Here is a 25,946-nt window from a genome sequence, read left to right on the forward strand (position 1 = left end):
TTTAAAATGAAATATTTACTTGGTATTATATTTTGTAGTCTTATACTATGTTCTGGCTGCAAAAAAGAAGAACAAAGTCAAGAACCGATAATTACCGAAGAAGATTTAAAACCTAATAATCCAGAAACATTCGACGAGCCAAAACCACTAACCCAACAATTTAAAGATTACTGGTACGCTGGAGAAGCCGAAATTTCGTCTTACGACCTAGAGCAGTATCGTTATGGCGAAAAAAGAACTGGTAGTGCAGTATTAATTTACGTGACCGAACCTTTTTTGAAGAATAAACAGGTCAAATCAAATAAAAGTAACCCTGAAAATATTCCAGTACTTAAATTAAATTCCACTAAAAACTTTTTAACTGGTATCTATCCGTACTCCATTATGCAGAGTGTGTTTTATCCAGTAGGAAATAACTCGTTTGCTTTAAAAGCAACTGCTTCTGTACAAGAGTGGTGTGGACAAACTTACACTCAACTTAATAACCGCAAACAATTTGAGGTGATGTCTCACTCCTATTTTGAAGGTGAAGCAGACCAAAAATTTACTCTTGAAAAAACTGTATTAGAAAATGAACTTTGGGCGCAATTACGAATAGATCCAAAATCACTACCTACAGGATCTTTTGAACTTATTCCTTCATTAGAATACTTAAATCTTTACCATAAACCTTTACAAGCTTATAAAGCTACAGCAGAACTAAAGAATAATTCATATAGCATAACCTACTTAGAAATCAACAGAAAACTTACAATTAATTTTTCCGAAAATTTTCCATATATCATAGAAAGTTGGGAAGAAGTTGTTGACAACAAAACAAGTACAGGCAAACTAAAAACGACTATAAAATCTAATTACTGGAATAAAAACAGTAACAACGACTTACATTTTAGAGAAATCTTACAATTACAATAACCTATGCTGGACTTTTTATTAGAGTATAAAATACCTCTTATAAAATCATTGATTTTATTTATCTTTTTTCTTATTCTAAGAATAACATTCCGATTTTCTATTTATAAGCTAGGACGAAAAAGCGGAATTAACGATGCCCGAAACCGATTAATTTCCAGATACGTAACAGCTACTTTATTACTTATTTTTTTAGTGATTGAAGCTTTTATATTTGGTGCAGAACTTAAAGAAATGTCAGTGTTATTTTCTTCTATTTTTGCAGTTATCGGTATTGGTTTGTTTGCTATTTGGTCTATCCTAAGTAACGTTACTTCTGGAATTATTATGTTTTTCTCGTTTCCTTATAAGGTTGGAGATAAAATAAAAATTCATGATAAAGATTTTCCTATTGAAGCAATTATTGAAGACATTAGAGCTTTTCAGCTTCATTTACGATTAGACGACGGAAACCTTGTAACCTATCCTAATAATTTAATTTTACAAAAACCAGTATCTTTAATTGAGAAAGATGCGATTTTAGAAGATTTTTTTGAATAAGCTTTTAGTTATGCCAAAACGTAAAGGAAAAAAAAGAACGACACATTATAAAAAACAATTAGGTCAGGCACCTGGTACACTTATATATACAGGTGAAAAAGAAAAGACTAAATTATTTATAGAGTCGTTTGATTATACGCCAGATCAAGTTATAGAAAAAGAATTAGCTACAGTTGAAGATGTATTTAAATATAAACAAACGGACTCGATAAGTTGGATTAATTTAAATGGCTTAAATCATATTACTGAAATTGAAAAACTTGGAGACCATTATAATTTGCATCCGCTGGTTTTAGAAGATATTGTTAATACCTCGCAGCGTCCTAAAATAGACGACTATAATGATTATATCTTTTTGGTTGCTCAAATGATGTATTATGATGCTGATGAACAGATTGTTAATGAACAAATAAGCTTTATTCTTGGCAAAAATTATGTCCTTACGTTTCAGGAAGCTGAAGGTGATGTATTTGATATGCTAAGAGATCGAATAAGAAACGGGAAAGGTCGCGTAAGACAACATGGCTCGGATTATTTACTTTACGCTTTAATAGATAGTATTGTGGACCATTATTATGCTATAATTGAAACTATGGGTAATAAAGTTGAAGAATTGGAAGATCAATTATTTGAAGGTATTAGAGAAGAAGAAATTACCAATGAAATCCAGACCCTAAAACGAGAAATTTTAAAAATAAGACGTGCTATATTTCCGCTTAGGGAAATAATTAATCGTATCGAAAAAAGTGAAAGTTCTTTAATTGAAGAAAAAACACAACGATACTTTAGCGATGTTTACGACCATGTCATCCAGATTTCTGAAACTATTGAAATTTACAGAGAGATGATTTGGAGTTTAATGGATATGTATATGACTAACATTAGCAATAAAATGAATGAAGTCATGAAAGTGTTAACTATTATCGCTACCATTTTTATTCCTTTAACCTTTATTGCTGGTATTTATGGGATGAATTTTGAATATATCCCAGAACTTCAGCTTAAAAATGGGTATTTCTATATTTGGGGACTTATGATTCTTATCTTTATAGGCATGCTTTACTATTTTAAACGAAAAAAGTGGCTGTAATTAAACTACCTTTGCATAAATTATAATCCAATGTCATTTAAAGATTTAAAATTAAATAAACCCATTTTAAGAGCTGTTGCTAATGCAGGATACGACAACCCGACATTGGTACAAGAAAAAACCATTCCGTTCGTTTTAGCTAAAAAAGATGGGATTATCTCTGCACAAACCGGAACTGGTAAAACAGCTGCTTTTGCATTACCCATTATTCAATCTTTATATGACCAGCAGGTCGCTTCAAAAAAAGGCAAAAAAATAAAAGCTTTAGTGGTAAGTCCTACTAGAGAATTGGCAGTCCAGATTGCTGAAAATTTTAAAACGTATACCGAATTTACAAATTTAACCAGTACGGTAATTTTTGGTGGAACTTCTGTAGATCCTCAAAAAGAGATTTTAAAAAAAGGAATTGATATTTTAATTGCTACACCAGGACGATTATTAGACTTACACAAACAGGATGCTATCAATTTAGACTATGTCGAAACTTTAGTATTAGATGAAGCCGATTTGATGCTGGATATGGGATTTTTTGATGATGTTTCAAAAATTGAACGCTTATGTCCTAAGACCAAACAAACGCTGCTATTTTCGGCCACTATTCCTTTTAAGGTAGAACAACTTGCTAATTCTATTTTAAAAAACCCGGAACGCATTGAAGTTTCTCAAAATTCTTCAACCTCAAAAGACGTTAATCAGTTTTTATTTTATGTACCTAAAAAAGATAAAATCGAACTGTGTTTACATGTGCTTAGAAATTCTATTAAAGGACAAATTATTATTTTTAGACGTACTAAGTATGGGGTTAATAAACTGGAAGAAACATTATTAAAAAATGGTTTTAATGTATCTAGTTTACATGGCGATAAGTCTCAAAGTGACCGTCAAAATGCCTTAAATAGTTTTAAGAAAAAAGAAACCAATATTCTTATTGCAACCGACGTTGCCGCAAGAGGTATTGATATAGATCATTTGGATGCAGTTGTTAATTTTGATTTACCAAGTAAGCCAGAAACTTATGTTCATAGAATTGGTCGAACTGCTCGTGCTGGAAATACAGGTAATGCCTATTCTTTGTGCTCTGCAGATGAAAAAGACTATCTAAAACACATCCAACAGCTTATTCATGTACAATTAGATGTTATAGATAATCATCCATATCCATTAGATCCTTCAGCTAAAAAAGAAGTCCACAAAAACCCAAACAAGAGTAAATATAAAAAAGGACGTAAGAGCGAAAATTCTAAAAAGAAAAAGAAACGTTGGTATTAAGTTAAATTATTTGTAAATGTCTATAAGCGCCGCAGGTAGTTTATAAAATTCAAAATTAAAACCTTCATCTTCTATTTTTTGAGAACTTACTCGTTGACTTTCTATGACGATGATATGCATTTCACCTAAAAACAGCTTTAATATAAACTTAGGGACTTTGGGCATAAAAAAAGGTTTTTCTAAAACTTTAGCGACCCACTCGGTTAAATCTTTATTACTCTCTGGTGTTGGAGCTACACCATTATAAACACCTTCTAACTCATTATTTAAAACGTACATGTAAATGGATGCTAAATCTTTAACATGTATCCATGATTGCCACTGTTTACCTGTACCTAAAGGTGCACCTAATCCAAACATCACTGGTTTTGCAATTGCAGGCAATGCGCCTTCATTTTTGTCTAAAACTAAACCTGTACGTATTTTAGAGACACTTATATTTAATGCTTCAAACTGGTTGGCTGCATGTTCCCACGCTTCTACAACTTCACCTAAAAAACTAGAACTAGTATGCTCATAATCTTCGGTATAAAAATTCATTAATGAACTTGGGTAAATACCAATAGCACTTGCGCTTATAAAATGCTCAACTTGGTTAGGTGTGTCTTCCAGAAGTTGATATAAAAGTTTTGCAGACTCAATACGACTGTCTAAAATGGTCTGTTTATAACTTTTAGTCCAACGTTCGGATATTGGAGCACCTGCTAAATGTATAATAGCATTAACGTCCTTAACACAAGCAGAATCTATTTCTTTTTTTGAGATATCCCAATGGAATCCTTGGTAGTTAGGTTGGTTTTTTAAATTATTTTTATCTCTGGATAAATAATTAACTGAATAACCCAATTGATGACATTGGTTTACAATTTCAGACCCTACAAGTCCTGTAGCTCCAGTGATTAAAATTTTCATGCGTTTTTTTTACAAATATACCTTGCTGTAGCTAATAAAAACGCCTAATTAAGTAAGGTTTAACTTAAAAAACTCTTAAATTTTTACAGCTCTAGTAATATGTCTTTTGCTTGGTGGACCTGGAATGCGTTTTACACTAAAACCTGCTGCTTGCATGGCGCGTCTGGCATGACCTTGCGCACAATACGTTACTAAAACGCCATTAGGTTTTAAACTTGCATACATTTTTGAGAATAAATTTTCAGTCCACAACTCAGGTTGGTCGTTAGGAGCGAATGCGTCGAAATAAATGACATCATACTGGTTTAATGAATTGATAGTTGAAAAATCTTGAAAACTTTTTTTAAAATTGAAAAATTCTGAAAAATTTAGGTTCTTATTTTCTATAGACTGATGCATTTCTATAAAAACCTTCTCTTTATCTTCTATTGAAAAAAAATTCAGAAAATTTAGCTGTTGAACAACTTCAAGACTTATTGGATATTTTTCAACACCAATATATTCCACAAACACCTCATGTTCCATTGCATACCGGTAAGTGTTTATGGCATTTAAACCAGAACCAAATCCTATTTCTAAAACAGAGACTGAATTCGTCTGAGTCGATTCTATAAAAAAATCTAACCCAGACTTAATATAAACAAAATCTGACTCTATTATTGCACCCGCAGTTGAGTGGTAATGTGCATTATACTTTGGATGAACCAAGGTATTAGAGCCATCCTTTGTTAGTTCAATTTTAGGAGTGTCCAAAAGTTACTTTTCCAATAAAACCCCATCAGCTTCAAATGAAAACGTACGTTCTGGAGTAGTAATTGCTGCGATTTCTTCTTCAGATTTGCCCGCATCTTCTGCATAATGTTTTAACTCATCAACAGGCATTTCATTTACGAATGCTTTACCATTTATAATAACCTCTTGACCTTTAATATCTTTTGGCATAAAGAACGCATAATCTTTAAATTTTACCCTAGCGGTCTCATCATTTCCTAAATCTACAATCATCCAACAACCTTTAGCTTGGCATACATCTAATACTTTTACCTTAGCTTTAAGGTTAATGGTATCATTTAATTTTAAATCTGAATAATTAGCCGCAAGTTTTTCTGTCTCTAAGACGTTTTCATCTGTTATTAAAGCACCAAAAGATTTATATTTAGAACTTTCCACTTCAGATTCAGAAACTTCATCGGTATTTTGAGCTTGGCTTGTTTCATTTTTACATGAGAAAAAAGCAATTAATAACAGTATATATGCATATTTCATAACACAATGGTTTTATTTTGATTAATAATTAATAATTTTAAAATAAATTTAAGGATAAAACTATACTAAAAACGTATTTTTGCAAAAAAGTAATCTTAAAAATTTACAATGACAAAACTAACTATAAATTCTGTAAAAAACTCAAAAATTGACCACGTTAACTTTAACGAATTACCATTCGGTAAGGTCTTTACAGACCATATGTTTAGTTGTGATTATGTGAATGGTGAATGGGTAAACCCGACGATTTCGGAATACGGACCTATAAGTTTAGATCCATCTGCAAGAGTGTTTCACTATGGACAAGCGGTATTTGAAGGGATGAAAGCTTATAAAGATGAAAATGATGATATCTTTTTATTTAGACCTGAAGATAATTTTGATCGAATAAACAAATCGGCTCATCGTTTAGCTATTCCTGAATTCCCAAAAGAATTCTTTTTTGAAGGTTTAGAACAATTATTACTTTTAGAAAAAGAATGGATTAAAACTGGAAAAGGAAATTCGTTATACATAAGACCTTTTGTTATCGCAACTCAACCAGCTATTTCTGCATCACCAGCTGAAGAATATAAATTTATGATTATTTGTTCTCCCGCAAAATCGTATTACGCAGGTGAAGTAAGAGTTATTTTTGCTGAGGAGTATAGTCGCTCTGCCAATGGTGGCGTGGGTTATGCTAAAGCAGCAGGTAATTACGGTGCACAATTTTACCCAACTAGCCTTGCACATAAGGAAGGTTACCAACAAATTATCTGGACCGATGCTAATACCCATGAGTATTTAGAAGAAGCCGGTACAATGAACATCTTTTTTAGAGTAAATGATACTTTAATTACGGCTCCTACCAGTGACCGAATTTTAGATGGAATTACGAGAAAAAGTGTCTTACAGCTTGCAAAAGACAACAATATAGCTACTGAAGTAAGACCCGTTTCTGTTGCAGAAATTAAGGAAGCTGCAAATAACGGAAGTTTAAAAGAAATTTTTGGATCTGGAACAGCTGCGGTAATTAATCCTATATTAGGTTTTAAACATGGAGACTTTAAGTTTGAATTACCAGCTCTAACGGATAATAATTACTCGTCGTTCTTCAAAAAAGCTTTAAACGATATACAATACAATTTGGCTGAAGACAAACACCAGTGGAGACATAAAGTGACCAAATAAAAATAAAAAAAAGCCTCGATTGAGGCTTTTTTTTTATGAGTTAATAATATCTTTAATATTGGGTCTAAAATAGTTAGGTCCTTTTAAAACCTTACCGTCTTCTCGGTAAATTGGCTCGCCATCTTGACCTAATTTACTCATATTACTGCGTTGTATTTCATTAAACACTTCTTCAATTTTATACTGCAAACCATGCTCTATAATGGTTCCACATAAAATATACAACATATCGCCTAAAGCATCTGCAACTTCAACCAAATCATTATTATTTGCAGCTTCTAAATATTCTTCATTTTCCTCTTTCATCAAATCGAAACGTAGCTTATTTTTTGCTACTCCTAAATCGGCTTGAGGGATTTCTTTATGACCTATCTTGAATGCGGTATGAAACGCTTTTACAGCATCAATTTTATCTTTCATATTAATCTATAATTAGTTACAAATTGTTTATTTTTGAAAGATAATAACTTTTATAGAATTAAGCCGCTTTATATGTTTAGTAAAGGTCAAATTGTTTTTGGTGTATTATTCGCAATAGTATTTGCTATTATTATTGGATTTATGTACCGAAAAGATTTAAAATTACACAAACATCATTTTAAAGGTTCATTATGGGTTTTATTAGCCTTTATTGGATTTATAGGTTTAATTGTTGCTATAAAAGTCATTTTTAAATAAAACCAAACCACCATGAAAATTCTTAAATATTTTTTTTTTATTGTCTTAATTACTTGTATTGCAGGAGCCATTTATATTGCCGTACAACCAAGCTCTTATAGTTTTGAAAGAACAAAAGTCATAAACGCTCCAAAAGAATTGGTTTTTGACATGGTTAACACCTATAAAGAATGGCCAAAATTTTCTCCTTGGTTAGAGCAAGATAAAAATGCCACCTTGACTTATAACACCATAGAAAAAGGTAAAAACAGTAGTTACTCTTGGAATGGAGAAGTTTTAGGAGAAGGAAAAATGACTACATTAAGTGCTTATGAGTTTGATAGTATTACTCAGAAAATAGAATTTTTTAAACCTTTTGAAAGTAATGCTTCCATAAAATGGAATTTCAAAACTTTAGGGAATAAAACTGAAGTAACCTGGAAAATGTCTGGAAAACAAGATTTTATGACTAAAATGTATACCGCTTTTAATGGTAGTATTGAAGAAAATACAGCTCCAGACTTTGAGCGTGGATTATTTAAGCTAGATAGCACTGTAACATCTAACATGCGCGCCTACAACATTAAAGTAAATGGGGTTACAGAACACAGTGGCGGCTTCTATTTATATAACAGTACTGCAACTTCTATAGATGGTATGAAGCCTAAAATGAAGCAAATGATATCTCATTTACGGGCTTTTGTAACAACCAACAATATAAACACTTCTGGAAATCTTTTTATTATATATCACAACTGGGATATGGAAAACAACAGTGTTTTATTTTCTTGTGCCTTACCAACTTCTAGTAAAGTTGTAACAACCGATGCCACGATTTTAACAGGTCAGTTAGAACCTTTTAAAGCATTAAAAACAACTCTTACTGGAGACTATGTTAATTTAAAAGAAGCTTGGGACAAATCTTACGAGTATATTAAACAATACAACTTAGAGCCAAAAGTAGATGGCATTGCTATTGAAAGCTATTTAAATTCTCCAGAAAACACAATTAACCCAGCAAATCTTAAAACGGAAATCTTTATCCAGCTTAACTAAGCATTATGAAACAGGTTTTTCTGGTTTTTTTAGGTGGTGGTTTAGGTAGTGTGCTTCGATTTCTTATAGGTAAACTATATAACACACAGCAATTTCCATTAGGCACTTTTTTGGTCAACTGCATAGGCTGCCTTCTTATTGGCTTAATTATTGGATATGGTCTAAAGCAACAGTCTTTTTTAAAAGAACACCACATTCTTATATTAGCGACTGGTTTTTGTGGCGGATTCACAACCTTTTCTTCCTTTGCTTATGAAAATGTATCTCTTTTAAAATTTGGCGAGTTTTACAATTTTGCGCTATATACCATTGCTAGCTTAGTTATTGGCTTTTCCGCTGTATTTCTTGGGTTATATTTAACCAAATAACACACTAAATTTATAAGATTATTAATTTTGCATACATGAAATTTTCATTTTCATAAAAATTTTCAGGCTTCTTCATTTTTTTAAATTTCTCGTTTTTTTAATGTTACTTTTATTGTCGAGATACATTAATTAAAGATGAAAAAAATAGAAGCCATCATTAGAAAATCGCAATTTGAAGAGGTCAAAGAGGCTCTTCATGAGATAGAAGTTAATTTTTTTACTTATTGGGATGTTACTGGAGTTGGTAACGAAGAAAAAGGACATGTGTATCGTGGGGTTTCCTATAGCACAACTTCAATTCCAAGACGATATTTATCTATAGTCGTTTCCGATGATTTTTTACAAATAACCATAGACACTATTTTAAAACATGCCTTTACTGGAGAAGTTGGTGATGGTAAAATTTTCGTTTCTCCTATTGAAGAAGCCTACAGAATACGCACCAAAGAAACAGGTGCTAAAACCTTAAATTAATTGCAATAAAATATTTAGAACTCATGAATGAAGCTTTATTTACAACAAATAATCTTTGGATGATGATATGCATTGCTTTAGTGTTTATAATGCACTTAGGCTTTTCATTATTAGAAATAGGTTTAACCAGATCTAAAAACACCATAAATATTTTGTTTAAAAATGTTATGGTAATTATTATTGGGCTTCTAAGCTATACTTTTATTGGTTTTAGTTTAATGTATCCTGGAGAATACTTTTCCGGAATGTTTGCTGGTTTTGCAGGATTTGGCGTTAATATCCCTGAAAATGGCTTAACAGCAGAATATTATAATGGACAATATACCTATTGGACAGAGTTTTTATTTCAGGCCATGTTTGCCGCAACCGCAGCAACTATTGTTTCTGGTGCAGTTGCAGAGCGAATGAAACTTTCTGCATTTATAATTTTTTCTATAGTCTATGTAGGTGTGGTTTATCCTTTAGTTGGTATGTGGAAATGGGGCGGTGGATTTCTAGAAGCATTAGGTTTTTATGATTTTGCTGGTTCTACAATTGTACATTCTGTTGGTGGTTGGGCTGCTGTAGTTGCAGTATGGCTATTAGGAGCAAGAATTGGAAAATTTACAAAAAAAGGAATTGGTGTCATTCCTGGACACAACGTACCATTAGCTACTGCTGGTGTATTTTTACTTTGGTTTGGATGGTTTGGTTTTAATGGCGGATCAGTATTGTCTGCAAATCCGGGAGCTACTTCTTTAACTTTAGTAACCACTTGTTTAGCTGCTGCTGGCGGTGGTTTGGGAGCTGCAATTATAGGCTTAATTAAATATAAAGAAAACGATTTATCGATGCTTTTAAATGGTATTCTTGGTGGTTTAGTTGGTGTTACCGCAGGAGCAGATGTGATGTCGGTTACCGATGCTATATGTGTTGGCTTTATTGCTGGCGGTATTGTTGTTTTTGCAATAAGCTTATTCGATAAATTAAAATTAGACGATCCTGTTGGAGCTATTTCTGTACATTTATGTTGTGGTATATGGGGTACGTTAGCTGTTGGTATATTTGGAGAATTGGCAAGTTTAAGCCAATTTTTTAACCAGTTACTTGGTGTAGGTTGTGTTGCAGTTTTCTGTTTAATTACGTCATTTATCATATTAATTCTTTTAAAGAAAACTATTGGTTTAAGAGTTTCTAGAGCCGAAGAAGTTGATGGTTTGGACGCTCATGAACATGGCATGTCTGCTTATCCATATTTTAGAATAAACGATATTTAGTGTTTTTTAAACGCCTTTACTCCTGCTTCTACTTTTAAATCTAAACTATTCTCTAATGGCACAACCGGACAAGAATATTTAGGGTTATAAGCGCAATACGGATTAAAAGCTTCATTGAAATCTAAGATTAACATATTAGATGCTGGAATTCTTAATTCAATATAGCGTCCGCCACCATAAGTGGTGTCTCCATTGGTTTCATCTATAAATGGTAAGAACAAGTAATCCTCATAACCTTCTGTAGTTAATAATTCTTTATTTTGATACACATTAAGCTGGTAAGGTTTCCCTTTTATTTTAAAATGAAGCACGCCGTAAACTCTATAAAGCGGCGTTCTACCCGTAGAAGTTTGCATTTCAAAGTATTCTGAATTTGGAGTTGGCTTCAACTCTGCTTCCACTTTAAAATCTTCATTAAAACCATAAAAATCTAAAGCTTTGAAAGTTTTTAAATCCTTCGCCGTTAAAGGAGATTCTGAAGCGTCTTTAAATTTCGCATTTTGAGACTTCTGGTAGCTCGTTTCTCCAAGTATTGGTTCTTTCTTTTGAGCACAACTCAAGCTTGTAAAAAGTACAATTATCGGTAGAATTAGGTATTTCATAGTAAATAAATGTTGTTTTGTAAAAATATAATAATAATTACTTATGTTTATACAAAATATTTAAAATCATGACATTTTCATACGTCACAACCTTTTGTAAATCGAGAGTTTCGCTTTTAAGCGGACGTATGTATTTGTTTTTTTAATATAGATATTATAGAAATCAATCTTAAAACGTCCAACTTAATTGTTGGACGTTTTACTTTTATAAACAGATTAATTAGTACATGAAATCAATAACTACAACATACATAAATACTTTTAAGGGCTTATCTAAAGAGGTTTGGTGGCTAGCTTTAGTAACTTTTATAAATAGAGCAGGTACTATGGTTATTCCTTTCTTGTCGCTTTATTTAAGAGAAGATTTAGGATTTAGCTACAAGCAAGTGGGCTGGATTATGGCGTCTTTTGGTTTAGGTTCTGTTTTAGGTTCTTGGATTGGAGGAAAACTTACCGATAAAATTGGCTTTTATAAAGTAATGACTTACAGTCTTTTTATCTCTGGATTACTTTTTATTGGTATACAATTTTTAAACACTTTTATCACTTTGTGTCTTGGTATTTTTATTTTAATGATGATTGCGGATAGTTTTAGACCTGCTATGTTTGTAGCCTTAAGTACTTACAGTAAACCTGAAAACAAAACCCGTAGCGTAACTTTAATACGTTTAGCCATAAATTTAGGATTTTCTGCAGGACCAGCTATTGGCGGATTAATTATCTCACAAATTGGCTACAACGGATTGTTTTGGGTAGATGGTTTAACTTGTATACTAGCCACTTTATTATTTATACAAGTTTTAAATCCTAAAAAAGCACGTATACAGGATGGTATTAAGGTTTTGCATCCCGATTCCGCCTACAAAGATTTTTCTTTTTTATGGTTTTTGGTTGGTTTAGTGTTGTTTGGAATTGTCTTTTTACAGTATTTTTCAACCATGCCAATTTACTATAAAGATATTCATGGTTTAACCGAATATGAAATTGGTTTACTTTTAGGATTTAATGGCCTGTTTATTTTCATATTTGAAATGCCTTTAATTAAGTGGCTAGAACATAAAACCTTTACTAAACTTAATTTAATTGCATTTGGTGCTCTATTAACTTTGCTCAGTTTTGTAGTTATAAATTTAACTGGCTGGTCTGGTATTTTAATAGTTGGAATGTTTTTAATGACTGTTGGAGAAATGATTGCCTTTCCTTTTGCCAATGCTTTTGCATTAGAACGCGCTAAAAAAGGAAACCAAGGTGAATATATGGCGTTGTTCTCTATTGCTTTTTCTGCAGGACATATATTTGGTCACAAAACAGGTATGGATTTGGTAAGCCTGTTTAATTTTGAAACAACTTGGTACATTATGGCTTTTTTAGGCTTCGTGTGTATGCTGGTTTTTATGTTTTTAAGAAGAAGAGCAAAATGAATATTAAAAAAAATCACTCAGTCTTTATTTGACGATTGATAGACCCTAAATATAAGTTTAACTCTTTTAGAAATACTTCTTCAATGTCTATTGTATCGTCTTCAAACCTATTATGGCCAAGACTCTGTAAATCTATTAATTTCTTGTCATGAAATACGTATATACCACTATATCCACCATCAAATTTCTTGTAATTAAATTCATTTAGTTCTTTATCCCATAAGAATTGTTTAAACTTATCCGATACAAGAAATAATAATTCATTTTTTAAATAGAAAGAGTATTCTTGTACTCCGTTGGATAAATATATTATAACTTCTATTTTTCTAACTTTTTCTTCATTATCTATATATCCAGTTAAACTTAATCCTCCATCAGCAGACTGCTCCAAAAATTTTGGATTTTTAATAAATACTTTTTTTAAAGATTTATTTTTATCAATAAAACTAACTTCTTTATAAATATCAGGATACTTCCTAGATAAGTCTTGTCCGTAACACGACATGCAAATCATGAATATTAATAAAGCGGAAAGCTTGGATTTCATTTTTAGTATTTTACTATAAATCAATGACTTACAAGTATTTTATGAATAAAAGTAAATTAAACTTACTTCAACACTGAAAACTCGATTTTAGAATCGTTATACAAAGTATGTGTTTGGTTTTTAAAATCTTTTTCTTGGGCTTTATAAATATTAGGCACAAAAGTTTGCGGATTTAAATCGATTAAAGGAAACCAGGTACTTTGCACTTGTATTTGCAACTTGTGCCCTGCTTTAATGGTATGATACACATCTTGAAGTTTAATATTAACTTCGGTTTTTTGATTTGGCACAAATGGTTCTGGATGTTCAAAACTATTTCTAAATCGGCCACGCATTACTTCACTTCTTACCATCATATGGTAATTGCTTAGCTTTAAATGGTCTTGCATGCCTTCCTCCTGCTCTGCAATATCACTAGGATGTACATCTATAACTTTTACAATCCAATCGGCATCGGTTCCTGTAGTGGAAACTTTAAGGCTAGCTAAAATATCTCCAGCTAAAGTTAAATCTTCTTTTAAAACGTCGGTTTCAAACACTAATACATCTGGTCGTCTTGCAGCAAAACGCTGGTCGTCTGTCATATACTTTCGAGGGGTAAAAACGGTTTTAATGTCTTCAGAATAAGGTACTGGTTTTTTTAAATTACTAACGAACACTTCTTTAGTACTTCCTTTTTTGGTTTGTGACAAGTCCTGATTTTCATTTAAAAACATATGATGCTTCACCATATTTTTAGGTGGCCATTCTGTGTAACTACTCCATTGTTTTTTACCAGAATCGAACACATAAGCTTCTGGAAGACCAGAATTTTTATCGCCTTTACCTTTTAGAAAATGATTGAAGAATTTAGTCTCCACTTCTTTTTGAAAATTTAAAGAAATAGAATCTCCAAAATAATAATTTCCAACATAATTTTTAACATCGGTTTTTGCCCATCGTCCATGATCCCAGGGTCCAAACACAAGTGTATTATAATTATTAGGATTGTGTTTTTCTATAGTTTTATAAGTTTCTAATGGTCCGTATAAATCTTCTGCATCAAAAAAACCACCAACAATCATTGTTGCCACGCTAGATTTAATAGTTTTTAAATGCTGAATTAATCCTTTTGGCTTCCATAAGCTATCATAATTAGGATGTTCTATTATTTCTTTCCAAAACACATCATCTATTTCATTAGATTTTGAAACACTACTGCCATCAGGGTTTTTATATTGAAAAAAATGATTCAAATTACTAAGTGGTCCTGCATCTAAAAAGAATTGGTATTGATCCTGTGTTCCCAAATCTGGCGTTTTATACCAAGTAGAATCGGTAGGTTTATTCTTTTCAGTTCCAAAAAGCGAAATCGCTCTAAAATAACTTAGCATAAATGCACCGTTGTGATGAAAATCGTCAAAAAAGAAATCGCCAATACAAGCTTGAGGCGACGCTGCTTTTAAAGCCGGATGCGCATCTATAGTAGAATAGGTTGCGTAATAACCCGGATAAGAAATCCCCCAAGTTCCCACACGACCATTATTGTTTTTTACATTATTTACTAACCAATCTATGGTATCGTAAGTATCAGAAGATTCATCGGTTTGATTTCCCGTTTTATTGGGAATATAAGCGCGCATATTATCATAAACACCTTCACTTTTCCAACGACCACGAACATCCTGATACACAATAATATTGCCTTCTTTCATTAAATGCTCATTAGGACCTATTTTTTCCTTCAATTCATCTTTTCCATAAGGTTTTGAACTATATGGCGTACGCATCATTAAAATTGGATAAGTTTTAGTGGTATCTTTAGGAGAATAAATGGTGGTATATAATTTTATACCATCGCGCATAGATATTTCGACTTCTTTTTTATTATAATGCTGTTCTACGTAACTAAGTTCTTTAGTTTCTGCTGAAATTTCTTGTTCTGCCTCATAATTTTTACAATTAAAACAAAGTAAAACTATAATTAAAATGTATAACGAGTGTTTCATAAAATTGGTTTTTTATAAAGTTACAAATTGTATTAAAGCGACTTACTTTTAGGACATTTTTTTTATAGAATTATTTTTGACTACATGAGATAACACAATTTGAGTTTTTGTTTCGCCATAAACAATTAATTGATCTATAAAAGATTCTAAATGCTTCTGATTTCTTAAAACCACTTCCATAACAATATTTTCATTACCAGTTATTCTGTAGCAATTAACTACCTCATCATAAGTTTTTACTTTCTCCAGAAAAGGTTTTAGCTTCCCCATAAAAGCTCTAAGGTTTATAATTGCTTTAAGCTGATAACCGACTTCAAAAGGAGACACAGTTGTATGGTAACTTTCTATTATTCCTGCATCCTCCATCTTTTTTATACGTTCTGTAACAGCTGGTGAGCTAATACCAACTTGTCTACCAATTTCCGAACTTGAAGTTCTGGCGTTCTTTTGCAAAATTTTGAGTATGTTCCAGCTTATCGTATCTACCATAGTATTTAAACAAAAACTTATTAATATATTTAATTATTAAAGTAAATATATGTTTTTAATTTAAATCTTAAATACATTTTTTTAAACTTGTTAGTAATTTTGATAAAACTGTTTGCCTTAAATAACTATGTACGCACCTACACATTTATCGAATTCTCCTATGTATAGGAAAGCTTTAGATATTTTTAATCTATCGTCTTCCATATCACATTATTTAGGAGAAGATCTTGCTGCGTTAAACCAAGATGGTGTCGAGGATATTAATGTGTATTTTTCTGGGGATATTATTACCTACTCCAATGCTTTGGCACCACATATTTTAAAAGCTGAGATGGCTTCATTTTCCGATAACAAATACAAACATGCCAATTTAGTTAAACAGTTAACTAACAAATTGTATGTAAGCTGCAAGAAACTTGAACGCTGTAATAGCAACGGTAAAGATTACATTCCTATATTAAGACAAGAACTTAAAAAGTTTAGAAAGTTACAGCGTACGTGGTTTTTAACGCTTTAATTTTCTTCTGAAACAACCGTTTTCGTTTTAACCACTTCTGCATTGAACATAAATGTTTCTCGATAGTTTTCGATTTTTTTGTGCATAGCATCTGCAAGAATTACAAATTTGCATTTATTACTAACACTTTCCGACAAACGTAAAATATCGTTATGGTAGTTGTTTCGATTTAAAAACTCCGCATCATATACGCAGAACAACAACAATTCTCCCATATGTAGACTATTCTGGTAATACAGTTTATTTAATCGTTTTGGGGTTACAATTAAAACATCTACTCCATGATAGACTTCTTCACGTTGTTTTTCTAAATCATATTCTGAATAAGCTTTGTAAACCCTAAGATTGGTATGCTTTGTATATTCTTCAAAACGTTCAGCTAAATCCCATGTAGCTTGCTTGTCTTTTACCACAATAATGCATCTTGGAGAGTCTTCATCTTCAAAAGCTTCACATTTCAATTTCTGTAAAACCCCCATAATTAATGCGGTTGTTTTTCCTGCTCCTTTTGGACCAATACCATAAACACTTTTACCTGCTTTTATATGCGGTATGATTTTTTTCTGAAATGGTGCATAGCTTGTAATGTTCTTAGATTCTAAAACATTTTTTAGCGTTGGATGAAGTTTTTTAAAGGACATAGTTTTAAATTTAAAAAGCACTTAAAGAGTTTAAGTGCTTTTACAATTTGTTGCAAGATATGAATTTTGTATTTATTATAATGTAATTAATATCTTAAACCCACCTAAACTACTTATATAAAAAGATTCAGGCATTTTAATGAGTATAACTTAAAACGTGATATTTAACTTCATTTTTTTTTAACATCGATTGCTGTTTTAAATTAAAAAAGTGTAATTGGATGTTTTAAAATCGAATTACACTTTCAAACTAAAAATCTGTAAAGTAAATTATGTAATTTTAATACTACGAACAGGCTTTTGTTTTGCCTCTTCTTTTTTAGGTAGCAAAATACTTAATACTCCATCTTTATAACTAGCGTTTATAGCCTCATCATCCACAGAATCTGGTAAAGTAAATGTTCTTTTAAAAGACGCATAACCAAATTCTTTTCGACTATAATTCTCTTCCTTATTTTCGGTTTCTTCCTTAATTTCGGCAGATATAGACAACACTTTATGATCTAAATCTAACTTAAAGTCTTTCTTATCAAAACCTGGCACCGCCAATTCTACTGTAAAAGCCTCAGCATTTTCCTTAATATTCACTTTAGGCATTTCATAATCTAAATGATTAAAAACAGATGGAATATCACGATTTAACATATCGTCAAACCAGTGCGATAAGTTTGTAAAATTATTTTTCGTTTTGTTTGCTATTGTTCCATTATGAGGAACAGTTACTAAATTACTCATAATAATAAATTTTTTAATTAAACATTATTTTATTTTAAAATCTTTTGTTGATTTAATAGATAATAGACAAAATAAATACCAAACAGAAAATTATGCCTTATTATAGTTTTTATGATAAAAAATGCTAATGCTTTATGTCATAATGTCGTTTTACTACTAAAATCACATGTCTTTTTGTCGTGTTTTAATTTTTATTAAAGTTAAATATACGTCAACTGCCCTATTTCAAACTATGCGTTTTGAGGATAAATTTGTAAATACATTCTTAAACATTAAGCCTTATGAAAACTTTATTATTTTGCATTTTAAGCTGCTTAACTATTGAAGTAAGCTTTGCACAAAACATTTTAATTGTAGACAACAACCCTGTTGTAGACACTACTCCTGCAGATGTATTTAACAACTTTAACGATGCACAAACTGCAGCTGTTAATGGGGACATTATTTACGTACAACCATCTATCACTGCATATGGCTCTGTAAATATTACAAAAGAAATAACTGTTTATGGCATTGGACACGAACCAGAATTGAACAGCGGTAGAAATGCTTCTTTTAATGGTATTGGTATTGTAGCAGATAATGTAACAGTATCTGGCTTAGACATTACCGGATCTGGAATTGTATTTTCTGGAACAAGATCTAATATTAAAATTGAAAATAATAGAACTACTGGTGTTACATTAAATTCTGCAATAACAAATAACATTTCCATACAAGGAAATATTATATTAACCGCATTAGGTTTAAATGCCAACCCTGCAAATGCTACTAATATTACTATAACTCACAATTTTTTTGACTCTACAAATAATAACGGGATTCAAAATTTAAACAGCTCAACCATTTTTAATAATAATGTAATTTATTTTGCTCTTAATAATACTTTATCAATATTTTCAAATCCAATAGACTTAGTTGCCCAAAATAATGTTTTTGTAAGCACTGGTACTTTTAATGGAACAAACTGGTGGTCTGGTGGAACACCAATTACTTTTAATAATTGTTTATCTTTTAGTTATAGTGGTATTACTCTAGCTGCTCTAAATGGATCTGGTAATTTTAATAATACCAACCCACAGTTTACTTCTATACCAGTAAACAACCCAACTTTTAACGTAGCTAACGATTATACCATTGGTTCTGGATCTCTTGGAACAGATGGTAATACTATTGGCTTATTTAATGGCACTTACGATTTTGATATGAGAGGTTACCCAACCTTATTACCATATATTTCTGAAATGACTGTGGTTAATAATATGATTATGGCTGGTCAAAACCTTGATGTTAATTTAAAAGCAAACGCTAACAAAACCAACTAAAAACCTAGAACCTATGAAAACTATTTTTTTTAGTTTAATAGTTCTACTTTTTACATCCTTTGGTTCAGCTCAAGATGATATCGATTTAATTGAATATTTTTTTGACAACGATCCTGGACTGGGGCTTGCAACACCTTTAGATATTAATCCGGATGCAGAAATTATTAATAGTAGCTTTAGTATTTCGACATCTGGATTAACAGAAGGGACGCACAGATTATTTATTAGAACGATTAAACAAGACGGTACTATTGGTTTGTATGAACATAAGACCTTTAGAATTTATCCTACACCAGACAATAACACCGCAGATATAGTAGAAATGGAATACTTCTTTAATACCGATCCTGGTGTTGGAAACGGATTTGTGTTAGATGTAACTGATGCAGCCAATATAGATGAAGTGATTACATTGAATACCTCATCTTTACCTGTTGGCACGCATAGAGCTTTTGTAAGAGTTAAAAATGCTGATGATACGTATAGTATTTATGAACACAAAACTTTTAGAGTCTATCCTACTCCAGATAATAACGCTGCAGATATTGTAGAAGTGGAATACTTCTTTAATACCGATCCTGGTGTTGGTAACGGATTTGTGTTAGATGTAACCGATGCAGCCGATATAGATGAAGTGATTACGTTAAACACCTCTGCATTACCAGTAGGCACACACAGAGCTTTTTTAAGAGTTAAAAATGCCAATAATATTTACAGTATTTATGAGCATAGAACTTTTAGAGTTTTTCCTACTCCAGATACTAACACCGCCAATATAACTGCTGCAGAATTTTTTATAGATGCAGATCCTGGCATAGGCAATGGAACTGCATTAACGGTTTCTGGAGACGATATTGACACTAATTTGGTTGTCCCAACTACGGGAGCTTTAGCAGATGGATTTCATTATTTATATATTAGAGTGTTAAATGCAGATGGTAATTGGTCGCTTTGGGCAGTAGATGAATTTGAAGTAAGTGGTACATTAGGTGTTGAAGATATTGCGCTTAAAACTTTAAAAATTTATCCAAATCCTGTTGAAGATAATTTATTTATAAGCACACCAAATACTATAAAAATAAATAATTTAAAAGTATATAATTTAGAAGGTAAATTAGTGTTAAAGACTAATACGTTTAAAGAAAAACTAAATGTTTCTAACTTAAATGCTGGCACATATTTGGTAATTATTGAAACCGACAAAGTTACTATTAACAAAAAAATGATTAAGAACTAATCACTTTTTTAAGAAAAACAAACCCCAAAATAGTTGTTATTTGGGGGTTTATTTTTTACATATTACGTCTATACTGACCGCCAACCTCAAATAACGCATCGGTTATTTGACCTAAAGAACACACTTTACACACATCCATTAAAGCTTCAAAAATATTCTCGTTATGAATGGCTTTTCGTTGTAATTCTTTTAGTAAAGCATCTGTATCATTAGACTTATGAAGGTTTTCTAATGTTTTAATCTGAAATTGTTTCTCTTCTTCCGTAGCTCTAATTACTTCCGCAGGAACAACCGTTGGAGAACCTTTACTACTTAAGAAGGTATTTACACCAACAATTGGGAAATCGCCATTATGTTTTAAGGTTTCATAATACAAACTTTCTTCTTGGATTTTAGAACGTTGATACATGGTTTCCATTGCTCCTAAAACGCCTCCACGTTCCGTAATTCTATCAAACTCTAATAAAACGGCTTCCTCTACTAAATCGGTTAATTCTTCAATAATAAAAGAACCTTGAATTGGATTTTCATTTTTGTTTAACCCTAATTCTTTGTTAATAATTAACTGAATGGCCATAGCACGACGCACCGATTCTTCGGTTGGCGTTGTAATAGCTTCATCGTAAGCATTGGTGTGTAACGAGTTACAGTTATCGTAAATCGCATATAATGCTTGTAATGTAGTACGAATATCATTAAAATCGATTTCCTGAGCGTGTAAACTACGTCCAGACGTTTGAATATGATATTTAAGCATTTGCGCTCTGGCATTTGCTCCGTATTTATTCTTCATGGCTTTAGCCCAAATTTTACGAGCTACACGACCTATTACGGCATATTCTGGATCTATACCGTTAGAGAAAAAGAACGATAAGTTTGGTCCGAATTTGTTAATATCCATTCCGCGACTTAAGTAATACTCTACATATGTGAAACCGTTAGATAAAGTCAAGGCTAATTGTGTAATTGGATTGGCTCCAGCTTCTGCAATATGATATCCAGAAATAGATACTGAATAAAAATTACGTACATTATTCTCGATAAAATATTCTTGCACATCACCCATTAATCGCAGTGCGAATTCGGTAGAGAAAATACAGGTGTTTTGCGCCTGGTCTTCTTTTAAAATATCTGCTTGTACCGTACCACGAACCTGAGCAATAGTATTCTTTTTAATATCTGCATAAACATCTGCCGGTAACACTTGGTCTCCAGTAACGCCTAAAAGAAATAAACCTAACCCGTTATTTCCTTCAGGTAAAGCACCATTATAAGTTGGTCGTTCTACGCCTTTAGATTTATAGATTTTAGCTATTTTAGCTTCCACTTCTTTTTCTAAGCAATGCCCCTTAATGTATAATTCACATTGTTGGTCTATAGCAGCATTCATAAAGAAACCTAATAACATTGGTGCTGGACCATTAATGGTCATAGACACTGAAGTTAAAACGTGTGCTAAATCGAAACCAGAATATAATTTTTTAGCATCGTCTAAACAACAAATAGATACCCCTGCGTTTCCAATTTTACCGTAAATATCTGGACGTAAATCTGGATCGTTACCGTAAAGCGTTACACTATCGAATGCGGTAGATAAACGTTTTGCTGGTAAACCTGCACTTACATAATGAAAACGGCGGTTGGTTCTTTCCGGTCCACCTTCACCTGCAAACATACGTGCTGGATCTTCTCCGGTACGTTTAAAAGGATATAATCCAGAAGTATAAGGGAATTCTCCCGGAACATTTTCTTGCAAACACCATTTTAAAATATCTCCCCAAGCTCTATACTTTGGTAAAGCAACTTTTGGAATTTGTAAATGTGATAAAGACTCTGAATGCGTTTCAATTTTAATTTCTTTATCCCTTACTTTAAATGAATAAATAGGGTTTTTATACTTATTTACTTTTTCGTCCCAACCTGTAATAACTTCCCAATTATATGGGTCTAAGTTTAGTTTAACTCTGTCGAATTCTCCTAACAGCATTTTTACAAAGTCTTTACTCTCGACTGCGCACGAACTTACAGACTTCGTGTCAATACCTGCTTTATCTAACTTTGGTGTCGTATCTAAAACAGATTCTATTGTTTTAAAAATACCGTATAATTTTTGAGCAACTTCAACTTGTTTCGTAGCCGTATCGTCGTATGTACGGTTATTTTCTGCAATTTCAGATAAATAACGTGTTCTACTTGGTGGAATAACAAAAATCTTTTCGCTCATTTCTTTAGAAATCACAAAAGTAGAGTCTAATTCCGTCGCTGTTTTTTCAACCAACTTATCCATAATCGCTTTATAAAGCGTATTCATTCCTGGATCGTTAAACTGCGAAGCTATCGTACCAAAAACTGGTAATTGATCTTGTGGTATATCCCAAAGATTATTATTACGCATGTACTGTTTCTTTACATCACGCAAAGCATCCAAAGAACCACGTTTATCAAATTTATTAATAGCTACTAAATCGGCAAAATCAAGCATGTCGATTTTTTCTAATTGTGTGGCAGCACCAAATTCTGGTGTCATTACATATAATGCCACATCACTGTGCTCCATAATTTCGGTATCAGATTGTCCAATACCTGAAGTTTCTAATATAATAAGGTCAAATTCTGCTGCTTTTAAAACCTCAACAGCTTCGTTAACATATTTTGATAAGGCTAAATTAGATTGACGTGTTGCCAAACTACGCATATATACGCGTTTATTGTTAATCGCATTCATACGAATACGATCACCTAATAAAGCACCACCAGTTTTACGTTTAGATGGATCTACAGAGACTAAACCAATAGTTTTTTCTGGAAAATCTATTAAAAAACGACGTACTAATTCATCTACTAAACTAGACTTACCTGCGCCTCCAGTTCCTGTAATTCCAAGTACAGGAGTTTTAGAATTTTTATTTTTTATATGAATTTTATCTAGGGTAGCTTTTGCAACTTCTGGGAAATTTTCGGCAGAAGAAATAACGCGAGCAATAGACTTAGGTGTTTTACTTGCTAAATCTTCAACCTTTACATCAAGTTTATCACCAATTGCAAAGTCTGAAGTTTTCACAAGATCATTAATCATCCCTTGTAATCCCATAGCGCGACCATCGTCTGGAGAATATATTCTGGTAATTCCATAATCCATTAACTCTTTAATCTCCGTTGGAAGGATAACACCGCCACCACCACCAAAAATCTTGATGTGTCCAGCGCCACGTTCTTTTAATAAATCGAACATGTATTTGAAATACTCATTATGTCCACCTTGATATGATGTTAAGCAAATAGCATTAACATCTTCCTGAATTGCTGTATTAACAACCTCTTCAACACTTCTATCATGACCTAAGTGAATTACCTCAACACCAGTTGACTGTATAATTCGTCTCATGATGTTTATTGACGCATCATGACCATCAAATAATGCTGCCGCAGTTACAATTCTTACTTTATGTTTAGGCTTATAAGGTTTAATTTGTTCCATTCGTAAAAAAATATCGATTTAGTTGGTGCAATTTACGGATTTATCAAAAAACCTACATTAAAAATTACAAATGATTAAGGCTAAAAAATTACTTTAATCCGTTTTTTAAATAAATCCGTGTTAACAATAGTGCTTCAGTTAAATTGTTTAATTATTTTAGAGGCATAAAAGTAAAAAACCTCTCATTATGATTAAAAAAATATGTACTGTCGTAGTTTTATTCGTATTAACTTCTTGTAACGAATTACAACAAGTTATAGACACACTTCCACAAGGAACAGGAATTACACCTACAGAAATGGCAAATGGTTTACGCCAGGCTTTAGATTTTGGAATTGATAAACAAGTAACCAAACTAACTCAAACCGACGGTTTTTACAGAAATGAATTAGTTAAAATTTTATTGCCTGAAGAATTACAAAAAGTTGACAAAGCACTAAGAGATATAGGTCTTAGTAGTTTAGCTGATGAGGGCTTAAAAGTTTTAAATCGTGCTGCAGAGGATGCTGTTGGAACAGCTACTCCGATTTTTGTTAATGCTGTAAAAAATATTTCATTTGCAGACGCTAAGGGTATTTTATTGGGTCCAGATGATGCAGCAACCAATTATTTAAAATTAAATACAGAAACTCAGTTATTTGCTAGTTTTGAGCCTGTTATAAAAAAATCATTTAGCAAAGTAGGCGCAGATGATATTTGGAGTAATTTGATTACTAGATATAATGCCATTCCTTTTACGACTGATGTTAACCCAGATTTAACCAATTATGTTACTGGAGAAGCTTTAAAAGGTGTTTATAGAATGATTGCTGTTGAAGAAAAAGATATTAGAACCCAATTAAGCTCACGAACAACAGACTTACTAAAAAAAGTGTTTGCATTACAAGATTAAAGTTAAACTTAACTATTTGATAATAGAGGCTTAACACACTTAAAGTCCTTTTAAACTAATTTTGCTTTAGGTATTTGTATTCTTTATATAGAATTAGTTAGTAAAAAATTAAACCACTTATTATTTAAGTGGTTTTTTTGATTTATTTAACTATCTATGTATCAATATTTTGTGTATATTTAATGTTCTAAATAGAACACTATGCAAAACCAGCATTTAAAATCTTTTAAGACCAAGCTTAATTACAAACACAAAATTTTAATGGAGCAGGCTTACAACTTTAGACAGACAGACTCTGCTTTAAGTGATTATTGTGAATACAAAGCGATTAAAGTTTTAAATAAATTAAATCGTTTAAACTACTTAGATCCGTTCTCTAAGTAATTTAAAATAGTCGAACGCCTTTAAAAGCCTTGATCCGTACCATGAAAATAGTTCGCCATCTACAAAAATAGTTTTGGGGTTGTGCGCCACACGCCCAATTTCAAATGCATGTTCATCTTTAAACGGATAAGGCTCACTAGATAGCATTACTATTTCTGGGTCGCCTTCTTGCTGGATTTTGGTAATATCGACTTCCGGATAACGCTCTAAGTTTCCATAGATATTTTCAAACCTATTAAGTGTTAGCATATAATCTATAAACGTATTTTTTGCAGCAACCATCCAAGGTTTTCTCCATATAAAATAAGCTACTTTAATTTTAGGTTTATCTGCTATAAATTTTTTAAAATCCTGAAGTTTATACTTAATTTTTTCATTTATAGCTTCAGCATTAGTGCGTTTATTGAAGCGTTCTCCATAATATGATATTAATTTTAGAGTATCTTCAATAGTATATAGTTCGGACACATGCACTTCGCAAATATCCTGACAAGCTTCTACAATTTCTTTGGTATTTTCTTCCTTATTACAAAGGATAATATCGGGGTTTAATGCCTTTATTTTTTCAATTTTAATCTGTTTAGTCCCACCAACCATTGTTTTTACCGATTTGTAATGATACGGATGTACGCAAAACTTGGTGATACCCACAATTTGATCCTCTAAACCTAAATCATGCAAAAGTTCGGTTTGAGATGGTACTAAACTTACAATACGCAT

The 25,946-nt window shown here is 31.9% G+C and carries 28 protein-coding genes; 16 read left to right on the top strand and 12 right to left on the bottom strand.

What is annotated here, in order from left to right; genetic code table 11:
- The first annotated feature begins 6 nt into the window (after positions 1-6).
- Genes C7H52_RS10410 through C7H52_RS10425 form a run of 4 tightly spaced genes read left to right on the top strand, consistent with a single transcriptional unit; the run spans position 7 to position 3,811 of the window.
- Positions 7-915, top strand: coding sequence for a septum formation inhibitor Maf (locus tag C7H52_RS10410; protein ID WP_106463835.1), 909 nt, complete (start codon positions 7-9; stop codon positions 913-915).
- A gap of 3 nt (positions 916-918) precedes the next feature.
- Positions 919-1,452: a mechanosensitive ion channel domain-containing protein gene (locus C7H52_RS10415; protein ID WP_106463836.1), complete on the top strand. Its 534-nt coding sequence runs from the start codon at positions 919-921 to the stop codon at positions 1,450-1,452.
- A gap of 10 nt (positions 1,453-1,462) precedes the next feature.
- Positions 1,463-2,542 carry a magnesium/cobalt transporter CorA gene (gene corA, locus C7H52_RS10420; RefSeq protein ID WP_106463837.1) on the top strand — a complete coding sequence of 360 codons (1,080 nt, stop codon included), beginning with the start codon at positions 1,463-1,465 and terminating at the stop codon, positions 2,540-2,542.
- A gap of 30 nt (positions 2,543-2,572) precedes the next feature.
- The gene (locus C7H52_RS10425) at positions 2,573-3,811 is read left to right on the top strand and encodes a DEAD/DEAH box helicase (protein ID WP_106463838.1); all 1,239 of its coding nucleotides are present in this window, start codon (positions 2,573-2,575) and stop codon (positions 3,809-3,811) included.
- Between the two features lie 6 nt (positions 3,812-3,817).
- Here the strand turns inward: C7H52_RS10425 and C7H52_RS10430 are convergent, their stop codons facing one another.
- The 3 genes from C7H52_RS10430 to C7H52_RS10440 all read right to left on the bottom strand — a co-directional run bounded on the left by C7H52_RS10430 (position 3,818) and on the right by C7H52_RS10440 (position 5,989).
- Positions 3,818-4,723, bottom strand: a complete 906-nt coding sequence (locus C7H52_RS10430; RefSeq protein WP_106463839.1) for a TIGR01777 family oxidoreductase — start codon at positions 4,721-4,723, stop codon at positions 3,818-3,820.
- Between the two features lie 75 nt (positions 4,724-4,798).
- Positions 4,799-5,476, bottom strand: coding sequence for a tRNA (5-methylaminomethyl-2-thiouridine)(34)-methyltransferase MnmD (gene mnmD, locus C7H52_RS10435; RefSeq protein WP_106463840.1), 678 nt, complete (start codon positions 5,474-5,476; stop codon positions 4,799-4,801).
- Positions 5,477-5,479: 3 nt separating this feature from the next.
- Entirely contained in the window at positions 5,480-5,989 is a 510-nt protein-coding gene (locus tag C7H52_RS10440; protein WP_106463841.1) for a DUF4920 domain-containing protein, read from the bottom strand.
- Positions 5,990-6,097: 108 nt separating this feature from the next.
- Between C7H52_RS10440 and C7H52_RS10445 the strand changes: the two genes are divergently transcribed.
- Positions 6,098-7,159, top strand: coding sequence for a branched-chain amino acid aminotransferase (locus C7H52_RS10445; protein ID WP_106463842.1), 1,062 nt, complete (start codon positions 6,098-6,100; stop codon positions 7,157-7,159).
- Between the two features lie 33 nt (positions 7,160-7,192).
- Here the strand turns inward: C7H52_RS10445 and C7H52_RS10450 are convergent, their stop codons facing one another.
- Positions 7,193-7,579: a pyrophosphohydrolase domain-containing protein gene (locus C7H52_RS10450; RefSeq protein ID WP_106463843.1), complete on the bottom strand. Its 387-nt coding sequence runs from the start codon at positions 7,577-7,579 to the stop codon at positions 7,193-7,195.
- Between the two features lie 33 nt (positions 7,580-7,612).
- Between C7H52_RS10450 and C7H52_RS10455 the strand changes: the two genes are divergently transcribed.
- The 5 genes from C7H52_RS10455 to C7H52_RS10475 all read left to right on the top strand — a co-directional run bounded on the left by C7H52_RS10455 (position 7,613) and on the right by C7H52_RS10475 (position 10,970).
- Positions 7,613-7,837: a hypothetical protein gene (locus C7H52_RS10455; RefSeq protein ID WP_317045572.1), complete on the top strand. Its 225-nt coding sequence runs from the start codon at positions 7,613-7,615 to the stop codon at positions 7,835-7,837.
- Between the two features lie 12 nt (positions 7,838-7,849).
- A complete protein-coding gene (locus tag C7H52_RS10460) occupies positions 7,850-8,872 on the top strand; it encodes an SRPBCC family protein (RefSeq protein ID WP_106463845.1) in 1,023 nt (340 codons plus the stop codon).
- Positions 8,873-8,877: 5 nt separating this feature from the next.
- Positions 8,878-9,240 carry a fluoride efflux transporter CrcB gene (gene crcB, locus C7H52_RS10465; protein ID WP_106463846.1) on the top strand — a complete coding sequence of 121 codons (363 nt, stop codon included), beginning with the start codon at positions 8,878-8,880 and terminating at the stop codon, positions 9,238-9,240.
- A 135-nt stretch (positions 9,241-9,375) separates the two neighbouring features.
- Positions 9,376-9,714: a P-II family nitrogen regulator gene (locus C7H52_RS10470; RefSeq protein WP_106463847.1), complete on the top strand. Its 339-nt coding sequence runs from the start codon at positions 9,376-9,378 to the stop codon at positions 9,712-9,714.
- A 23-nt stretch (positions 9,715-9,737) separates the two neighbouring features.
- A complete protein-coding gene (locus C7H52_RS10475) occupies positions 9,738-10,970 on the top strand; it encodes an ammonium transporter (RefSeq protein WP_106463848.1) in 1,233 nt (410 codons plus the stop codon).
- On the opposite strand, the gene C7H52_RS10480 is transcribed toward C7H52_RS10475, so the two are convergent.
- Positions 10,967-11,572, bottom strand: coding sequence for a DUF1684 domain-containing protein (locus C7H52_RS10480; protein ID WP_106463849.1), 606 nt, complete (start codon positions 11,570-11,572; stop codon positions 10,967-10,969). The two genes, C7H52_RS10475 and C7H52_RS10480, sit on opposite strands and share 4 nt — an antisense overlap.
- Before the next feature lie 227 nt (positions 11,573-11,799).
- On the opposite strand from C7H52_RS10480, the gene C7H52_RS10485 reads away from it, so the two are divergent.
- Positions 11,800-12,993 (top strand): MDR family MFS transporter, encoded by a 1,194-nt coding sequence (locus tag C7H52_RS10485; protein ID WP_106463850.1) that lies wholly within the window; start codon positions 11,800-11,802, stop codon positions 12,991-12,993.
- 13 nt (positions 12,994-13,006) lie between these two features.
- On the opposite strand, the gene C7H52_RS10490 is transcribed toward C7H52_RS10485, so the two are convergent.
- The 3 genes from C7H52_RS10490 to C7H52_RS10500 all read right to left on the bottom strand — a co-directional run bounded on the left by C7H52_RS10490 (position 13,007) and on the right by C7H52_RS10500 (position 16,017).
- A complete protein-coding gene (locus C7H52_RS10490; protein ID WP_146130039.1) occupies positions 13,007-13,498 on the bottom strand; it encodes a hypothetical protein in 492 nt (163 codons plus the stop codon).
- Positions 13,499-13,602: 104 nt separating this feature from the next.
- A complete protein-coding gene (locus tag C7H52_RS10495) occupies positions 13,603-15,528 on the bottom strand; it encodes a CocE/NonD family hydrolase (protein WP_106463852.1) in 1,926 nt (641 codons plus the stop codon).
- A 48-nt stretch (positions 15,529-15,576) separates the two neighbouring features.
- On the bottom strand, positions 15,577-16,017 hold the full coding sequence (locus C7H52_RS10500) for an Lrp/AsnC family transcriptional regulator (RefSeq protein ID WP_106463853.1): 441 nt from the start codon (positions 16,015-16,017) through the stop codon (positions 15,577-15,579).
- Between the two features lie 127 nt (positions 16,018-16,144).
- On the opposite strand from C7H52_RS10500, the gene C7H52_RS10505 reads away from it, so the two are divergent.
- A complete protein-coding gene (locus C7H52_RS10505; protein ID WP_106463854.1) occupies positions 16,145-16,534 on the top strand; it encodes a hypothetical protein in 390 nt (129 codons plus the stop codon).
- Here the strand turns inward: C7H52_RS10505 and C7H52_RS10510 are convergent.
- Together C7H52_RS10510 and C7H52_RS10515 are read right to left on the bottom strand one after the other, a co-directional pair.
- The gene (locus tag C7H52_RS10510) at positions 16,531-17,175 is read right to left on the bottom strand and encodes a DEAD/DEAH box helicase (RefSeq protein WP_106463855.1); all 645 of its coding nucleotides are present in this window, start codon (positions 17,173-17,175) and stop codon (positions 16,531-16,533) included. The genes C7H52_RS10505 and C7H52_RS10510 overlap by 4 nt on opposite strands.
- Positions 17,176-17,445: 270 nt before the next feature.
- Positions 17,446-17,910 (bottom strand): Hsp20/alpha crystallin family protein, encoded by a 465-nt coding sequence (locus tag C7H52_RS10515; RefSeq protein ID WP_106463856.1) that lies wholly within the window; start codon positions 17,908-17,910, stop codon positions 17,446-17,448.
- 281 nt (positions 17,911-18,191) lie between these two features.
- On the opposite strand from C7H52_RS10515, the gene C7H52_RS10520 reads away from it, so the two are divergent.
- A complete protein-coding gene (locus C7H52_RS10520) occupies positions 18,192-19,235 on the top strand; it encodes a right-handed parallel beta-helix repeat-containing protein (protein ID WP_106463857.1) in 1,044 nt (347 codons plus the stop codon).
- Between the two features lie 13 nt (positions 19,236-19,248).
- Positions 19,249-20,472: a T9SS type A sorting domain-containing protein gene (locus tag C7H52_RS10525; RefSeq protein ID WP_106463858.1), complete on the top strand. Its 1,224-nt coding sequence runs from the start codon at positions 19,249-19,251 to the stop codon at positions 20,470-20,472.
- Between the two features lie 55 nt (positions 20,473-20,527).
- Here C7H52_RS10525 and C7H52_RS10530 read toward each other — a convergent pair whose 3' ends face one another.
- Positions 20,528-23,950 (bottom strand): methylmalonyl-CoA mutase family protein, encoded by a 3,423-nt coding sequence (locus C7H52_RS10530; RefSeq protein WP_106463859.1) that lies wholly within the window; start codon positions 23,948-23,950, stop codon positions 20,528-20,530.
- A gap of 187 nt (positions 23,951-24,137) precedes the next feature.
- Between C7H52_RS10530 and C7H52_RS10535 the strand changes: the two genes are divergently transcribed.
- Both C7H52_RS10535 and C7H52_RS10540 read left to right on the top strand, forming a co-directional pair.
- Positions 24,138-24,842, top strand: coding sequence for a DUF4197 domain-containing protein (locus C7H52_RS10535; RefSeq protein WP_106463860.1), 705 nt, complete (start codon positions 24,138-24,140; stop codon positions 24,840-24,842).
- 201 nt (positions 24,843-25,043) lie between these two features.
- Entirely contained in the window at positions 25,044-25,226 is a 183-nt protein-coding gene (locus tag C7H52_RS10540) for a Lacal_2735 family protein (RefSeq protein ID WP_106463861.1), read from the top strand.
- Here the strand turns inward: C7H52_RS10540 and C7H52_RS10545 are convergent.
- The gene (locus tag C7H52_RS10545) at positions 25,206-25,946 is read right to left on the bottom strand and encodes an ABC transporter substrate-binding protein (RefSeq protein ID WP_106463862.1); all 741 of its coding nucleotides are present in this window, start codon (positions 25,944-25,946) and stop codon (positions 25,206-25,208) included. The genes C7H52_RS10540 and C7H52_RS10545 overlap by 21 nt on opposite strands.

It is taken from the genome of Aurantibacter aestuarii, assembly GCF_003008425.1.
In the GTDB taxonomy this organism is placed as follows: domain Bacteria; phylum Bacteroidota; class Bacteroidia; order Flavobacteriales; family Flavobacteriaceae; genus Aurantibacter; species Aurantibacter aestuarii.

Coding starts and splice junctions, on each gene's coding strand:
- C7H52_RS10410 (WP_106463835.1), top strand. CDS start 7: ATGAAATATTTACTTGGTATTATATTTTGTAGTCTTATACTATGTTCT.
- C7H52_RS10415 (WP_106463836.1), top strand. CDS start 919: ATGCTGGACTTTTTATTAGAGTATAAAATACCTCTTATAAAATCATTG.
- corA (WP_106463837.1), top strand. CDS start 1,463: ATGCCAAAACGTAAAGGAAAAAAAAGAACGACACATTATAAAAAACAA.
- C7H52_RS10425 (WP_106463838.1), top strand. CDS start 2,573: ATGTCATTTAAAGATTTAAAATTAAATAAACCCATTTTAAGAGCTGTT.
- C7H52_RS10430 (WP_106463839.1), bottom strand. CDS start 4,723: ATGAAAATTTTAATCACTGGAGCTACAGGACTTGTAGGGTCTGAAATT.
- C7H52_RS10440 (WP_106463841.1), bottom strand. CDS start 5,989: ATGAAATATGCATATATACTGTTATTAATTGCTTTTTTCTCATGTAAA.
- C7H52_RS10445 (WP_106463842.1), top strand. CDS start 6,098: ATGACAAAACTAACTATAAATTCTGTAAAAAACTCAAAAATTGACCAC.
- C7H52_RS10450 (WP_106463843.1), bottom strand. CDS start 7,579: ATGAAAGATAAAATTGATGCTGTAAAAGCGTTTCATACCGCATTCAAG.
- C7H52_RS10460 (WP_106463845.1), top strand. CDS start 7,850: ATGAAAATTCTTAAATATTTTTTTTTTATTGTCTTAATTACTTGTATT.
- crcB (WP_106463846.1), top strand. CDS start 8,878: ATGAAACAGGTTTTTCTGGTTTTTTTAGGTGGTGGTTTAGGTAGTGTG.
- C7H52_RS10470 (WP_106463847.1), top strand. CDS start 9,376: ATGAAAAAAATAGAAGCCATCATTAGAAAATCGCAATTTGAAGAGGTC.
- C7H52_RS10475 (WP_106463848.1), top strand. CDS start 9,738: ATGAATGAAGCTTTATTTACAACAAATAATCTTTGGATGATGATATGC.
- C7H52_RS10480 (WP_106463849.1), bottom strand. CDS start 11,572: ATGAAATACCTAATTCTACCGATAATTGTACTTTTTACAAGCTTGAGT.
- C7H52_RS10485 (WP_106463850.1), top strand. CDS start 11,800: ATGAAATCAATAACTACAACATACATAAATACTTTTAAGGGCTTATCT.
- C7H52_RS10490 (WP_146130039.1), bottom strand. CDS start 13,498: ATGTCGTGTTACGGACAAGACTTATCTAGGAAGTATCCTGATATTTAT.
- C7H52_RS10495 (WP_106463852.1), bottom strand. CDS start 15,528: ATGAAACACTCGTTATACATTTTAATTATAGTTTTACTTTGTTTTAAT.
- C7H52_RS10500 (WP_106463853.1), bottom strand. CDS start 16,017: ATGGTAGATACGATAAGCTGGAACATACTCAAAATTTTGCAAAAGAAC.
- C7H52_RS10505 (WP_106463854.1), top strand. CDS start 16,145: ATGTACGCACCTACACATTTATCGAATTCTCCTATGTATAGGAAAGCT.
- C7H52_RS10510 (WP_106463855.1), bottom strand. CDS start 17,175: ATGTCCTTTAAAAAACTTCATCCAACGCTAAAAAATGTTTTAGAATCT.
- C7H52_RS10515 (WP_106463856.1), bottom strand. CDS start 17,910: ATGAGTAATTTAGTAACTGTTCCTCATAATGGAACAATAGCAAACAAA.
- C7H52_RS10520 (WP_106463857.1), top strand. CDS start 18,192: ATGAAAACTTTATTATTTTGCATTTTAAGCTGCTTAACTATTGAAGTA.
- C7H52_RS10525 (WP_106463858.1), top strand. CDS start 19,249: ATGAAAACTATTTTTTTTAGTTTAATAGTTCTACTTTTTACATCCTTT.
- C7H52_RS10530 (WP_106463859.1), bottom strand. CDS start 23,950: ATGGAACAAATTAAACCTTATAAGCCTAAACATAAAGTAAGAATTGTA.
- C7H52_RS10535 (WP_106463860.1), top strand. CDS start 24,138: ATGATTAAAAAAATATGTACTGTCGTAGTTTTATTCGTATTAACTTCT.
- C7H52_RS10540 (WP_106463861.1), top strand. CDS start 25,044: ATGCAAAACCAGCATTTAAAATCTTTTAAGACCAAGCTTAATTACAAA.
- C7H52_RS10545 (WP_106463862.1), bottom strand. CDS start 25,946: ATGCGTATTGTAAGTTTAGTACCATCTCAAACCGAACTTTTGCATGAT.